The 13,759-nt window shown below is 62.6% G+C and carries 11 protein-coding genes; 5 read left to right on the forward strand and 6 right to left on the reverse strand.

Features of this window, described 5'->3' with window-relative positions; translation table 11 throughout:
- The first annotated feature begins 5 nt into the window (after nucleotides 1-5).
- The 4 genes from phnE to phnN all read left to right on the forward strand — a co-directional run bounded on the left by phnE (nucleotide 6) and on the right by phnN (nucleotide 4,067).
- Nucleotides 6-1,508 (forward strand): phosphonate ABC transporter, permease protein PhnE, encoded by a 1,503-nt coding sequence (phnE, locus tag ACSQ3F_RS07230; RefSeq protein ID WP_436099597.1) that lies wholly within the window; start codon nucleotides 6-8, stop codon nucleotides 1,506-1,508.
- 117 nt (nucleotides 1,509-1,625) lie between these two features.
- Nucleotides 1,626-2,333 carry a DUF1045 domain-containing protein gene (locus ACSQ3F_RS07235; RefSeq protein WP_436099598.1) on the forward strand — a complete coding sequence of 236 codons (708 nt, stop codon included), beginning with the start codon at nucleotides 1,626-1,628 and terminating at the stop codon, nucleotides 2,331-2,333.
- A 1-nt stretch (nucleotide 2,334) separates the two neighbouring features.
- Nucleotides 2,335-3,474, forward strand: a complete 1,140-nt coding sequence (locus tag ACSQ3F_RS07240) for an alpha-D-ribose 1-methylphosphonate 5-triphosphate diphosphatase (RefSeq protein ID WP_436099599.1) — start codon at nucleotides 2,335-2,337, stop codon at nucleotides 3,472-3,474.
- Nucleotides 3,474-4,067 (forward strand): phosphonate metabolism protein/1,5-bisphosphokinase (PRPP-forming) PhnN, encoded by a 594-nt coding sequence (gene phnN / locus ACSQ3F_RS07245; RefSeq protein ID WP_436099600.1) that lies wholly within the window; start codon nucleotides 3,474-3,476, stop codon nucleotides 4,065-4,067. Before ACSQ3F_RS07240 ends, phnN begins: the two co-directional genes overlap by 1 nt.
- Nucleotides 4,068-4,070: 3 nt before the next feature.
- Here phnN and ACSQ3F_RS07250 read toward each other — a convergent pair whose 3' ends face one another.
- The 6 genes from ACSQ3F_RS07250 to hglS all read right to left on the reverse strand — a co-directional run bounded on the left by ACSQ3F_RS07250 (nucleotide 4,071) and on the right by hglS (nucleotide 12,309).
- Complete coding sequence (locus ACSQ3F_RS07250) at nucleotides 4,071-5,060, reverse strand: lysophospholipid acyltransferase family protein (RefSeq protein WP_436099601.1); 990 nt, start codon at nucleotides 5,058-5,060, stop codon at nucleotides 4,071-4,073.
- Nucleotides 5,061-5,070: 10 nt separating this feature from the next.
- Nucleotides 5,071-6,480, reverse strand: coding sequence for a cytochrome P450 (locus ACSQ3F_RS07255; RefSeq protein ID WP_436099602.1), 1,410 nt, complete (start codon nucleotides 6,478-6,480; stop codon nucleotides 5,071-5,073).
- 170 nt (nucleotides 6,481-6,650) lie between these two features.
- A complete protein-coding gene (locus ACSQ3F_RS07260) occupies nucleotides 6,651-7,883 on the reverse strand; it encodes a pyridoxal phosphate-dependent aminotransferase (protein ID WP_436099603.1) in 1,233 nt (410 codons plus the stop codon).
- A 27-nt stretch (nucleotides 7,884-7,910) separates the two neighbouring features.
- A complete protein-coding gene (gene amaB, locus ACSQ3F_RS07265; RefSeq protein ID WP_436099604.1) occupies nucleotides 7,911-9,443 on the reverse strand; it encodes an L-piperidine-6-carboxylate dehydrogenase in 1,533 nt (510 codons plus the stop codon).
- 33 nt (nucleotides 9,444-9,476) lie between these two features.
- Complete coding sequence (locus ACSQ3F_RS07270; protein ID WP_436099605.1) at nucleotides 9,477-10,898, reverse strand: FAD-binding oxidoreductase; 1,422 nt, start codon at nucleotides 10,896-10,898, stop codon at nucleotides 9,477-9,479.
- A gap of 10 nt (nucleotides 10,899-10,908) precedes the next feature.
- Nucleotides 10,909-12,309, reverse strand: a complete 1,401-nt coding sequence (gene hglS, locus ACSQ3F_RS07275) for a 2-oxoadipate dioxygenase/decarboxylase HglS (protein WP_436099606.1) — start codon at nucleotides 12,307-12,309, stop codon at nucleotides 10,909-10,911.
- Between the two features lie 114 nt (nucleotides 12,310-12,423).
- On the opposite strand from hglS, the gene ACSQ3F_RS07280 reads away from it, so the two are divergent.
- Nucleotides 12,424-13,317 (forward strand): LysR family transcriptional regulator, encoded by an 894-nt coding sequence (locus ACSQ3F_RS07280; protein ID WP_436099607.1) that lies wholly within the window; start codon nucleotides 12,424-12,426, stop codon nucleotides 13,315-13,317.
- Nucleotides 13,318-13,759 lie beyond the last annotated feature (442 nt).

The raw sequence follows: 13,759 nt of genomic DNA on the forward strand, positions 1-13,759 counted from the left end.
GGACCATGACCGTTAACACCATGATGAACGCCGCTGAGAGGGAAGCGATCGCAGCCCGCCATCCGCATCTGATCCACGGTTCGTCGCGCAAGCGCATTCGCTCGGCCATGATCTTTGCCGGCATCGCGTTCTACATGATCTATAGCTGGTGGTTCTTCTCGATCGGCCAGGTCCTCGTGAACGCCAATTGGGGCATTGCCGGCACCTATCTGGCCGACTGGGTCTCTTACGAAGTTCGCCCGGATATCAGGATCGCCGCCGACGGTGCAATGCAGATCGTCTACCCGCGCTTTTCGCCGCTCGGACCGGATGCCAAGCCGGATTGGGTCAAGATCAAGACGAAGATGGTGGAGCGCACCATCGATGCTCCGGCCGTCGCCCAGCAGGCTGCGCCCAGGAAGGGATCGAGCTTCATGGCACCGAATTCGGTGGTCGGCAGCAGCGCGCAGGCCGAAGCTCAACCCGAGATCCGCACCGAAGAGATCGTTAGCCGCGCAACGATCAGCTACAACCGCACGACCAGCATCGATGTCGCCGATCGCAAGGTGACCGCCACGCACAACGGCGAAACGCTGCTGATCGACCTCGATCCCGTCCGTGGCGTGCAGCCGGAAGGGGCGCTGCCGAAGTGGGCAACACAGAAGCGGCCAGGCGAGAAGATCACGCTCGCCTTCGGCATGACCGGCTGGGCTGATGTCGACGGGGAGAAGATCAGCATCCACAATCGCTTCCCCGGCTGGGCCAATTTCATTTTCGATACCAACTCGCCGTTCTTCAACAAGTCCTTCGGCGAAGTGGCGAGCCTGATCCTTAGCGGCGAGCGCCTTGATCCGAGCCGCTCCAACCTGTCGCTCGCCTGGAGCAACATCCTCTACAATGCCGAATGGCAGCATCTCGACGTCTGGACCAAGCTGTTGCAGACCATCGTCATGGCCTTCGTCGGCACCCTGTTTGCCTCGATCGTCGCCTTCCCGCTCTGCTTCCTTGCGGCACGCAACATCACCCGCAACGGTGTGCTGAACCAGGTCACCAAGCGATTCTTCGATTTCCTGCGGTCCGTCGACATGCTGATCTGGGCGCTGTTTTTCACCCGTGCCTTCGGTCCCGGGCCGCTGGCCGGCATGTCGGCGATCTTTTTCACCGATACCGGCACGCTCGGAAAACTCTATTCGGAAGCGCTGGAGAATATCGACGACAAGCAGCGCGAGGGCGTGAAATCGGTCGGAGCCGCGCCGCTTACCGTGCAGCGGTTTGGTGTCCTGCCGCAGGTCCTGCCGGTTTTTACCAGCCAGGCGCTCTATTTCTGGGAATCCAACACCCGGTCGGCAACTATCATCGGAGCGGTCGGTGCGGGCGGTATCGGCCTCAAACTCTGGGAAGCGATACGGACGAATTCCGACTGGGAAAACGTCTGTTACATGGTTATCCTGATTCTCGTCGTCGTCTTCTTATTCGACAGCGTCTCCAATCTTCTGCGCTCGCGTCTGATGGGCCAGAAAGCACATTGAAAAACGTGCCGGTTCATCGCCGGCCATCACGATAATGTCACGAAAAGCGCGTAGCGACGGCGTCTCATCGGCCCGTCCGATCGACGCTCCCGTGACATCCTTGATAGGGAATGGACCGTGCGCTACGCATTCTATATCACGCCGGATGAAGACCACCCGCTGACGATTGCGGCGGCGAACTGGCTCGGAAGCAACCCCTTCACCGGCGAAACCAGACGGCTTGAAGCCGCCGGCGATTTCGATGCGGTTGAACTGACGGCACTGACCGCCGATCCACGCCGCTACGGCTTTCATGGCACGCTGAAGGCGCCTTTCCCGCTTGCTCCAGTGAGAAACGAAGCGCAGCTGCTCGCCGCCTTCGATAGTTTTTCCCAGGAATGCGCCCCCTTCGAGATACCGGAAATGGCGCTGGGGCAGCTCGGACCGTTTTTCGCGCTGGTGCCCGCGGGCGACTGTCCGGAGCTGCAGGCGCTTGCCGATGAGACGGTGCGGCGTTTCGAACCCTTTCGGGCGCCTCTCTCGGCGGTGGATTTGTCGCGGCGCACGCCGGATTCGCTGACCGACGTGCATCGCAGCAATCTGCTCTCCTGGGGGTATCCCTATGTGTTCGAGAGCTTCCAGTTCCACATGACGCTGACCGGCCCGGTGCCGGTGGAGCGGCAGCCGTCGATGAGGGCCCTGCTGGAGCAGACCTTCGTGCAGTTCATCGGCAAGCCGCTTGCCGTCACATCACTGGCACTGTTTACCGAACACGCGCGCGGCGCGCCTTTCACCGTTCACTCGCTTTTGCCGCTTGGCGGCACGTCCAAACGAAAGATGGCATGACATGACCGCTGAAACCGTTCTCTCCAACGCCCGCATCGTCCTCGAGGACCAGATCCTCACCGGCTCGGTGCTCATCCGCGACGGCAAGATTGCCGACATCTCCGAAGGCACCAGCCGCACCGGTGAGGATTTCGAAGGCGATTACCTGATCCCCGGTCTGGTCGAGCTGCACACCGACCACCTGGAAGCGCATTATTCGCCGCGCCCCGGCGTCCGCTGGCTGAAGATGGCAGCGATCCAGGCGCATGACGCGCAGGTCGTGACGTCCGGCATCACCACGGTTTTCGACTGCCTGCGCATGGGCTCCGACGAGGATGGCGGCTTCGAGCAGGGCGAGATGCGGGAAATGGCGGACGCTTTGGCGCAGGCCGCCCAGGAAAATCGCTTGCGGGCAGACCACCGCATCCACCTGCGCTGCGAGGTCTCTACCGACAACGTGCTCGCCCATTTCCTGGAATTCGAGAACGACCCGCAGGTCGGCCTCGTTTCGCTGATGGACCATGCGCCGGGCCAGCGGCAGTTCCAGACGATGGATCAGTACACGCTCTACTACAAGAACAAGCGCGGCATGACGGACGAGGCCTTCGCCGAATTCTGCGCCCGCCAGCAGGCGCTTTCCGCCCAATACGCCGCGCCACATCGCACAGAGATCGCCAAGGCCTGCGCCGAGCGCGGCATCACCATTGCGAGCCACGACGACGCGACCATCGCCCATGTCGAGGAATCGGTCGGTTTCGGTATCCGCCTTGCGGAATTTCCGACGAGCTTCGAAGCCGCGGAAGCCTCGCATGCCGCGGGCCTGAGCGTGCTGATGGGCGCGCCGAACATCGTGCGGGGCAAGTCGCATTCGGGTAATATCGCTGCGCGCGATCTCGCCGAGCGCGGCGTGCTCGACGTGCTCTCCTCCGACTATGTGCCGTTCAGCCTGATCCATGCGCCCTTCGTGCTTTCGGACGAGGTGGAAAGCGTCAGCCTGCCGCAGGCGCTCGCCATGGTCACCGCAACACCGGCCCGCACGGTTGGTCTCACCGATCGCGGCCGGATCGCCACCGGCCTGCGCGCCGATATCGTCAGGGTCCAGCGTCACGAGGGCATCCCGGTTGTCCGTTCCGTCTGGCGCGAAGGCCGGCGGGTCGCGTGATGCACGGCTATCCATCGGATCATCGGTCGGGTGCGATCATCGTGGTCGTTGGGCCAAGCGGCGCCGGCAAGGACAGCGTCATCGGTTTCGCCGCGCAGCATTTCGCCAGTCGCGCCGAGATCGACTTCGTTCGCAGGGTGATTACCCGTCCCTCCGATGCCGGAGGTGAGGATCACGAGAGCGTTTCCGAAGGTGACTTCGACGCCCGGTTTGAAGCTGGCGATTTTGCTGTCGCCTGGCAGGCACATGGGCTGAAATATGGTATTCCCCGCGAGGCGCTCGATCGCGTGCGTGCTGGGCGGATCCTGATCGCCAATGGCAGTCGCGGGGCGCTTGCGCAGTTCCGGGAAGTCTTTCCGAAGGTCGTGGTCGTCAACATCACGGCATCGCCGCAGGTTCTCGCCAAACGCCTCGTCGCCCGCGGGCGCGAGACCGAGGCGGACATCCTGAAGCGCCTGCAGCGGCAGGCGCCGGATATTCTCGACGACGCGGATGTGATCACGATCGACAATAGCGGACCGCTCGATATCGCCGGTTCGCGTTTCGTGGCGCTGGTCGCCGAGTTGTGCGGGATGACGCTGGCTGCAAGCTAGCCGTCAAAGGGCGTTGTCGAGAAAATACCACTGGTCGAGATGGTCGCGAATGACCGGCTCGATGACCGAATTCAGAAGAAGGACGTCTTCCATCATCTGCGCGTCCGAGGCGTTGCCCTCTGGTAGCTCGATAGGCGGCAGGGCGTAAAATCGGAACCGCGCGCTGTCGCCGCTGCGGATGGTATAGACAGGGCATATGCTTGCGTGCGTGTGCCGGGCAAGGCGGGCGACAAGCGCCAGATTGCCGTCGAGATGCGGAGGGCGCCCGAAAAACGGCCCGCGAATTTTCCCCTTGTAGCCCTCATCGCAGAAGACGCTGACCACGCCGCCGTCGCGAAGCCGCTTCAGCATGGGGCGGGCACCGGTCCGGCCCGGCGGCAGAAGGTTGCTGCCCGCCTGCAGGCGTACCCGGTCCGCAATCCAGCGACGTGCCCTTCCGCGAGGCGGCTCGTAGCTGATGCCTGGTATAATCCCGAGACCGGTGACGATCGAGGTGATGAGTTCCCAGTTCCCAAGATGCAGGCCAACGAGGATCACAGGTCCTTTGCTCGCGGCATCGGCCAGATGCTGTGTCCCGATGCGTTCGACGCGACGATGATCGGCAGCCATGCGCATAACGACGGAAAACTCGGTCATCAATCGACCCTGGTTCTTCCAGTTCCGCTTCATCAGCGATTCGCGCTCGCCCTCCGGCGTACTGGGCAGAAGCCGGGCCAGATTGGAGCGTGCCTTTTTGATCGCCCCCTTGTGCCAGCGCGGCATCGCAAATAGCCCAAGCCGAGCGCCGAGCGCCGAGCACATATCGGCAGTCAACAGCTTCATGCCGTAAAACAGGGTCAGATCGACGCCGTTCTGGATATTTTCGATCACCCAGTATTGCAGGAAGGCCTTGCGTTCTGTGCGCCCACTCCAGAGCGCCTTGAGGCCGGGTGTGGTCCGGCTATCGTAAGCTGCGGTCTTGATCGTTGGCCTGTTCGTCGAATTCTCTTTCATGCCGGTGGTCTCAGCGCCGATGCAGCGTCACGGGCAGGCCGCCGCGCGGGCGCAGCGTCAGGCGGCATTGCGGCTCCACCTTGGCGCCCTCCGACACCCGGACCCGGAAGCGTTGGGCAAGGATCGCCAGGCACAGGATCGCCTCATTGAGACCGAATTGCAGACCCGGGCAGACCCTTGGTCCGCTGGCGAAGGGGATGTAGCTGTAGGGTATGGGTTTCTGGCCATTCAGGAAGCGTTCGGGCTTGAACAGGTTCGCGTCCTTGAAGAAGGCCTCCGTCCGATGCAGCAGCCACGGCACGATCAGGATCAGCGAGGCCGGCTTGACGTCGATATCACCGATGCGGTCGGCTTCGTTTGCCTGGCGCGCAAGGATCGGCACCGGCGGATAGAGCCGCAGCGTCTCCTCGATGACGGCGCGGCACCATTCGAGCTGCGGGATGTCGTCGAGTGTCGGCACGCGGTTGCCGCAGACGCGGGCGATCTCCTCATGCAGGGATTTTTCCACCCACCCGGCCCGCGACAGGAGGTACCAGGCCCAGGTCAGCGTCGCCGCCGTCGTCTCGTGGCCGGCCATGAAGATCGTCGCTGCCTCGTTGCGCAGCGCTACCACGTCGAGCTTCAGCTCCGGATTGCGTTTCTGCCGGCGCACCAGAAGCTCGACCATCGAATTGTCGTCGCCGCGCCCGGCCAGATGGTCCTCGACCACCTTGTCGATGATCTGGTGGATGCGGGACACGGACCGGCGCAGCTTCGGCGTCCGCAACACCGGCAGGCCTTCGTCGAAGCCGAGAAAATAGCCGATGTTGACGGAATCGATCAGCGACTGGTAGCTCTCGAACCCCTCGCTGACGGCATTCGCAGCTTCTTCGCCGAGATCGTTGCCGAAAACGGCGCGGGAAATGATCTCGGCCGTCAGTCCAGCCATCTCGAAGAGCGCGTTGACGGGGGCGCCGTCCGGTAGGGACTCCCAGCGCTGGACAAGCTCGCTTGCCGTGGTCTCCATGATCTTACCGAAAGCCGGCACACGGTTCTTGTGGACGATATCGTTGACCAGCGGACGGCGCTGCTTCCAGGTTTCACCATCGGAAATGAACAGGCCGTCGCCGAGCAGGAATTCCAGCGCGCGCCGCATCTGCGGGGTCTTGCGCTCGAAATTCTCGTGCCGTTTGGCGACGACGTAGCGGATGGCATCCGGCGAATTGACGACGACAATCTGGCGTCCGAAGATCTTCGCGGCAGTGACGCTGTCGGTATAGTCGCTTTTGCGCCAGATCGACAGGAAGTCGTGGCGCGCCTTGAGGATGAGGTTCAGCGGCCGTCCGGGTTTGCCCTTGTAGTAGTCGGAATGCGCGGGCTCGAACGATGTCTTCCTGAGTTTTTCAATGATATCCGTCGATTGCCGTAAACTGGAGAACATGCTCCGGCTGCCCCTGTCTGTATCCGGTCACGGCGCGTGGCGCCCTCATCGTTGCAGCTTACCCGATAGCAGCAATTTTCTGCGGCGCAAAATCCTTTCGGTGTCCCCGCGGGCACGAGGGTAGAAGGATATTCACGGCCGCTGGCAAGGTCGCGGCCGTGAAGGGTTATTCAGCGCAAGGCAGCGCAGGCTTTGGCGATGCGCTCCAGCGCCGCGCGCAGTTCCGTTTCCGAAGTGGCGTAGGAGATGCGGAAGAACGGTGAAAGGCCGAAGGCGGAACCCGGCACGACCGCGACATGGGCGTCTTCGAGCAGATAGGCACAGAAGTCCGTGTCCGTCTGGATCGGCTTGCCGCCCGGTGTCGTCTTGCCCAGCAGGCGGCCACAGCCGGAGAAGGTGTAGAAAGCGCCTTCCGGGACGCGGCATTCGACGCCTTCGATGGCGTTCAGTGCAGCGACGACGAGATCGCGGCGGCGCTGGAAGCTCGCGGTGCGTTCCTTCAGGAAATCCTGAGGTCCGGTCAAGGCTTCGACCGCAGCCGCCTGGCTGATCGAGGACGGGCAGGAGGTCGACTGGCTCTGGACCACAGCCATCGCCTTGATCAGGTCACGCGGTCCGCCGGCATAGCCGATGCGCCAGCCGGTCATGGCATAGGCCTTGGAGACGCCGTTCACGGTCAGCGTTCGATTTTTGAGGCGCGGCTCAAGCGCAGCCGGCGTGACGAAACGGAATCCATCGTAGACGATGTGTTCGTACATGTCGTCGACCAGCAGCCAGACATGCGGATGTTTCAGGAGCACGTCGAGCAGCGGGCGATAGTCTTCGGCGCTATAGGCGGCACCCGATGGGTTGGACGGCGAATTCAGCATCACCCAGCGGGTCTTCGGCGTGATCGCTGCTTCGAGCTGCTGGGCCTGGAGCCGGAATCCGGCTTCGGCAGTGCAGGCGATCAGGACCGGCTTGCCCTCGGCGATCTCAACGATGTCCGAATAGGAGGTCCAGTACGGTGTCGGGATGATCACCTCGTCGCCCGGGTTGAGCGTCGCCATCATGGCGTTGAAGAGCACCTGCTTGGCGCCGGTCGCGACGGTGATTTCGTCCTGTTCGTAGGCGAGATCGTTTTCGCGCGCGAATTTCTTGCGGATCGCGGCCTTCAGTTCCGGCGTTCCGTCGAGCGCCGTATATTTGGTCTCGCCTCGCAGCATGGCGGCGGTTGCCGCCCGCTTGATGTGGTCCGGCGTGTCGAAATCCGGCTCGCCGGCGCCCAGAATGATCACCGGCTTGCCGTCGCGTTTCATGGCTTGCGCGCGGGCGCCGATCTTCAGGATTTCCGAAACGCCGATCGTGGAAATCCGCGAGGCGGGCGAAAAGCCCGCCTCCTCAACCTTCGTGTTGATGGTCATGTCAGATCCTATTCGATGTCGCCGATATTATTCGATGTCGAACGAGACGCCCTGAGCCAGCGGCAGGGCCTTCGAATAGTTGATGGTGTTGGTGGCGCGGCGCATATACGCCTTCCACGCGTCCGAGCCGGATTCGCGGCCGCCGCCGGTTTCCTTCTCGCCGCCGAACGCGCCACCGATTTCAGCACCCGAGGTGCCGATGTTGACGTTGGCGATGCCGCAGTCGGAACCGTCGGGCGACAGGAAGCGCTCTGCTTCCTGCAGGTCGAGCGTGAAGATCGACGAGGAAAGGCCGGCGCCGACGGCGTTGTGATCGGCAACGGCCGCGTCGAAATCGCTGTACTTCATCACGTAGAGGATCGGCGCGAAGGTCTCCTCGAGGACCGGACCGGCATGCTTCGGCATTTCAACCAGCGCCGGCTTGACGTAGTAGCTGTTGGCATGGCCGAGATCGACGCGTTCGCCGCCGGTGATCGTGCCGCCATGGGCTTTCGCTTCGGCAAGGGCCTTCTGCATGTTGTCGAAAGCCGGCTTGTCGACCAGTGGGCCGACGAGGGCGGTCGATTCCAGCGGGTTGCCGACCGATACGCTCTGGTAAGCCTTCTTCAGGCGCGGAACGAGTTGGTCATAGACGCTTTCATGGACGAAGAGGCGGCGCAGCGTCGTGCAGCGCTGGCCGGCCGTGCCCATCGCACCGAAGGCGATGGCGCGCAGCGCCATGTCGAGATCGGCCGACGGGCAGACGATGCCGCCATTGTTGCCGCCGAGTTCGAGGATGGCGCGGGCGAAGCGCTTGGCAAGGCGCGGACCGACGTCGCGGCCCATGCGGGTCGAGCCGGTCGCCGAAACCAGCGGCACCTTCGGGTGGTCGACCAGCACTTCGCCGATGGCGCGATCGCCGATCAGCACCTGTGCGAGGCCTTCCGGTGCATCGCCGAAGCGGGCGATGGCGCGGTCAAGGATAGCCTGCGATGCAAGTGCGGTCAGTGGTGTCTTTTCCGACGGCTTCCAGACGACGGCATTGCCGCAGACGATCGCGAGCGCCGCGTTCCATGCCCAGACGGCAACCGGGAAGTTGAAGGCGGAGATGACGCCGATGACGCCGAGCGGGTGCCAGGTTTCCATCATGCGGTGGCCGGGGCGCTCGGTGGCGATCGTCAGGCCGTAAAGCTGACGGGAGAGACCGACGGCGAAATCACAGATGTCGATCATTTCCTGCACTTCGCCGAGACCTTCCGACGGGATCTTGCCGGCTTCGATCGAAACGAGACGGCCGAGATCGGCCTTGTGGGCGCGCAGTTCCTCGCCGAGCAGGCGGATCAGTTCGCCGCGCTTCGGCGCCGGCACGAGACGCCAGGCGCGAAACGCTGCGTCAGCCTTTTCGATCTTTTCGGCGGCCTCAGTGGCCGAAACCGTCTTCAGGCTGGCGATCTGCTCGCCGGTCACGGGCGAGAAGGAGGCCATGTCGCCACCGGTATAGAGATCCTTGGCGACGCCGAGCTTCTCCAGAAGTGCGGCCGTTTCCTGAACGACGTTCACCGTCTTTGTTGCAATGTTCATGATAAGCAAACTCCCGTTTCTTGTCTCGAAGGACTATCCGAAGCTGACCGTGCCGAGGTCTCCCGGCGAGGTGATGGCTTTGAGGCCTCTGGCCATGTCCTTGATCTTCTGTTGCGTATAAAGGTCGTAGTAGGCCTGGTTTTTCCGGCCGATGGCATGTTCGGCGCTGAAGCTGCCGTTGAAATCCTGAACGGCGATCGCAAACACCCGGTCGCGCAGCCGCCGCTCGAAATCCTTGTCCGTCGCCGAGGAACTGTCCTTCGGCACGACGAGATTGAAATGCACGCCGCCATCGCCGATATGGCCGAAATCGCAGATCGTCACCTCCGGAAAGGTTTGCGGCATCTCGTCCTTCATACGATCGCAGAAGGCCATGATATCACCTCGGCGGAAGGAAAGATCGAAAGCGATCAGTTTTCCGGAGTGCTTGACCCCCTCGGAAAGCGCATGGCGCAGCGCCCACATTTCATGTGCCGGGCCGACGAAGGCATCGGCGAGCGGCGCGTCCTCACTTTCCCAGATCTCGGCCAGCACCGTCTCCAGAACGGCATCGAGCGGCTGTTCACCCTCGCGCGGTTCCCAGGTCCGGGAGATTTCGGCGAGGATGACATAGTCCGGGACGTTGCCGCCCTGGAACGGGTTTTTCAGCGACGGCACATGATCGAGCGCTGCCGCGACCGCATTCTTCGACATGCCTTCAAACGCCGAAAGATAGGCGCCAAGCCTGTCTTCCATGGCCCGCAGCAGCGGCATCACATGGGCGCCGCTTGCCGGCACCAGATAGGCGGTCGCAACCTGTTTTGGAAGAGGCTCGAGGTTCAGCACGCATTCGGTGATGATTCCGAAGGAGCCGGAGGTGCCGATGAAGATCTGCTTCCAGTCGATGCCGGTATTGTTCTTGCGCAGATCGGAGGTGAGATCGAGGATGGTGCCCTCTTCATCTGCCAGCACGACCTTGATGCCGAGCGTGTTGCGGCGCACGTCGCCATATTTCAGGAAGCGCGAGCCGCCGGTGTTGGTGGCCAGCATGCCGCCCAGACGCGGGTCGGCGCCGAGGTCGATCGGGAAGAACAGTCCGTGTTTTTCGAGCTTCTGGTTGACGTCCGAAAGCCGGAACCCGGCCCCGGCCCGCAGCGAGCGGTTGTCGAGATCGAGTTCGAAGCGCTGCGTCATCCGGTCGAGGCTGAGCACGGCCTGCGCTCCGGTCGCGTCCGGCGTCGAACCGGAAACGAGGCCGGTATTGCCGGACTGCGGAATGAGCGGAATGGCGTTCTTCACGCAATAGGCGACTGCCGCTGAAACCTCTTCGGTTGTCTGCGGCCGCAAGACGAGGGCGGCCCGGCCTTCGTCATAGCGGGCGCCGGTCTCATAGGCCGCCATGTCGCCAGGCTCGGTGACAATGCCCTTGTCGCCGAGAATGCCGGTCAGTGCCGCAATGTGCCGTTGGTCGATCATCGCTTCAGTTCTACTCCGCGGCCTCAGCGGAGGAAAGCATCTGGCGGCAATCGGCGATGGAGGCCTGCTCGATACCGGCATAGTGATCGAACTCGTTCCGCACCTTGGCGCCGAGATCGAGCTCGAAGCGCTGCTGGTTCGGGCTCGCCACGAATTCCTGGGCGGCATCGTCGCCGAGGTTGGACTGGAAGATACCGGCGGCACTGACGGGCAGAAAATCCTCGTAGACGATCGGATCGAACTGGACGAGGCCTTCAGCGATCAGGCTGTCGAGGCTCTTCGAAGCATCGACCTTTGCCTGACGACCTTTGGCCGTCAGCGAATAGGCGAAGTAGCCGAGGCCTTCGGCGCGGATGCCGGCCCATGTGTCGGGGAAGGGGATGAAGGCGTCCGCAAGTGCCTTTTCATACTCCGCCGCATTCGAGCCGTCGGCAGCCGGGCGCACGATCCTGCGGGAGGCATTCAGCAGTTCGTCGTAAAGCGCGCGGCCCTTCGGGGTCAGTGCGATGCCACGCTGTTCGATTTCGCCGAAGCGGGCGGTGTGCGAGCCCTGATGCCAGCTTCCATCGGCAGCCTGGAAGGAAACGGGCTCTTCGAGCGCCTTGAACGAGGTCTGGCGCAGCAGGATGGCGCATTTGCGGGTCGGCGGACCTTCGACGATCGCCTTCGGGGCGATGCCGTAGTCAGACATGCGGGCCTGGACTGCATCGATATCGAGCGTGCGCGGCGTCAGGTGGTTGATGTGCGGGCCCTTGAACGAGACGACGTCGGCGATCAGCCGGTGAGCGTCGTGCAGGCGGTGATACATGTCCGGGCTGACATTGGCCTTGTCGTGCCAGCGGAAGGTTTCGAGCGCCTCCGCGACGAAACGTGCGGCATCGGCCTTGTCGAGGCCGCCCTCCTTCTCGGCTTTCTCGGTCAGCGCAATGGCGCCAGCCGTGAAGATTTCGCGCTTGGACAGGATCTGTTCGGCTTCAGCACGCAGGGTCTCGTCATTAATCAGGTCGAGCCGCAGCAGCGAGGTAAAAACGCGGAAGGGGTTCTTCTTCAGGCTGGCGTCGCCGACCGGGCGGAAGGCGGTCGCATGGACCGGCACGCCGGCAGTCGAGAGGTCATAGTAGCCGACCGGATGCATGCCCATGATAGCAAAGACGCGGCGCATCATCGACAGTTCGGCAGGCGTGCCGAGGCGGATCGCGCCATGGCGCTCTTCGGAGATGCGCTCCAGCGAATCGGTATCCTCGAGCCGGGCCTGCAGGTCGGGGTCGGCGGCGAGCGTTTGCGCGTTCACCTGTCCCACCAGTTCCATCAGCGTGCCGTAAGCAGGCACTTCGGTGCGGTACATAGCCGACATCGCAGCGGAAAAGGCGACACGGATATCGTCGGTGGATACGAAACTATTCTCTTTCACGGCAGCGCGCCTCGCAGTATTGAACAGATAGGGTCATCATTCTCATTTCGTATCATATACCGGTCGAATGGGCATTGATTGCGACAGTTCTGACTATGATCATGCGAGGCCGGAATGAAGTTGAGTAGAAGACTGGTTCCTGACGTCACCACGCTGCAGGCCTTCGAATGCGCCGCGCGCCACGGCAGCTTCACCCAGGCCGCAGCGGAACTGAACCTGACGCAGAGCGCCGTCAGCCGCCAGATCAAGGACCTCGAAAGCCAGATCGGCGTGCTCCTGTTCGAACGCGTCCGCCAGCGGGTCATCCTCTCCGATGCCGGGCAGAAATTCCTGCCGGAGGTGCGCCGGCTGCTGACGCAATCGGAGGAACTGATGGTCCGCGCCATGGCCTCGGCGCGCTCGGAATCGACCCTCTCCATCGCCTCGCTGCCGACTTTCGGCAGCCGCTGGCTGACGCCGCGCTTGCCGGATTTCCTGAAGCAGCATCCGGGCACGGTGATCAATATCGCCTCGCGCTCCCAGCCCTTTGACTTTGAAGAGCAGAATTTCGACCTCGCCATTCACTATGGCCAGCCGGTCTGGGCGCACGCGACCTGCAGCTATCTCTGCAGCGAGATCATCGTGCCCGTGGCAAGTCCCGCCCTTTATGAACAGCATCCGATGAAGGAGCCGGGCGAACTGGAAAACAAACCGCTCCTGCATCTCGCTACCCGCCCGAAGATGTGGGCTCAGTGGTTCGAGAGCAATGGCGGCGAGATGAAGTCCGCTTATCGCGGCAATCGATTTGACCAGTTTTCCATGGTGATCGAGGCCGCTGCCGCCGGCCTCGGCTTTGCGCTCCTGCCGCGGTACCTGATTGAACAGGAGCTGGCGACCGACCGTTTGCGTGTCGTCTTCGACCGGCCGATGCAGACCGAAAACAGCTATTATCTGGTCGTGCCGGAAGGAAAGCTCGAAAATCCTGTCAGCCAGGCCTTTCGCGCCTGGATCACGGCGCAGGTAGGGTGAGACCTTTGCTGCGTCGCAATATGAAAATACGGAACCTTTCCGCGCATTGCGCGTTCCGGGCTGGATGAACAGTGTCGAAGAGACGGTCTTAGGGGATTTCATGTCATTTGCTGCAAAGAACTCCCGCGACAGCGGTCCTTCTTTGGTGCGGCAGCATGGAATTCGTCCCGAGAATAGGCCCCGCTTCTTGCAACACATTGGCACTACGGCTAAAAAATGCCCATTTCTTGCATCACGCAGCCCTGACAGCGAAGCGACTGCCGCCTTCACGACCTCAAAGGCCCTTCCGGGCTGTGCCAAAGCCCACGGTTTCCCGCTTGCGCGAGACCTGACGGCTGACGGCAGAACACAGACGAGTGTCTAGGGTCGTGTCGGCGCAGAGCCAAACATCAGGGCTGCAGCCCATCCGGCACGACGACCACAGCCGGACCCTTCAACACCG

It is taken from the genome of Pararhizobium sp. LjRoot238, from assembly GCF_964252955.1.
GTDB lineage: Bacteria > Pseudomonadota > Alphaproteobacteria > Rhizobiales > Rhizobiaceae > Pararhizobium.

Bases quoted from the DNA above. Each gene is read 5' to 3' on its own strand.
- ACSQ3F_RS07270 (WP_436099605.1), bottom strand. From the start codon at position 10,898: ATGATCGACCAACGGCACATTGCGGCACTGACCGGCATTCTCGGCGAC.
- ACSQ3F_RS07260 (WP_436099603.1), bottom strand. From the start codon at position 7,883: ATGACCATCAACACGAAGGTTGAGGAGGCGGGCTTTTCGCCCGCCTCG.
- ACSQ3F_RS07280 (WP_436099607.1), top strand. From the start codon at position 12,424: ATGAAGTTGAGTAGAAGACTGGTTCCTGACGTCACCACGCTGCAGGCC.
- ACSQ3F_RS07250 (WP_436099601.1), bottom strand. From the start codon at position 5,060: ATGAAAGAGAATTCGACGAACAGGCCAACGATCAAGACCGCAGCTTAC.
- phnN (WP_436099600.1), top strand. From the start codon at position 3,474: ATGCACGGCTATCCATCGGATCATCGGTCGGGTGCGATCATCGTGGTC.
- phnE (WP_436099597.1), top strand. From the start codon at position 6: ATGACCGTTAACACCATGATGAACGCCGCTGAGAGGGAAGCGATCGCA.
- ACSQ3F_RS07240 (WP_436099599.1), top strand. From the start codon at position 2,335: ATGACCGCTGAAACCGTTCTCTCCAACGCCCGCATCGTCCTCGAGGAC.
- ACSQ3F_RS07255 (WP_436099602.1), bottom strand. From the start codon at position 6,480: ATGTTCTCCAGTTTACGGCAATCGACGGATATCATTGAAAAACTCAGG.
- amaB (WP_436099604.1), bottom strand. From the start codon at position 9,443: ATGAACATTGCAACAAAGACGGTGAACGTCGTTCAGGAAACGGCCGCA.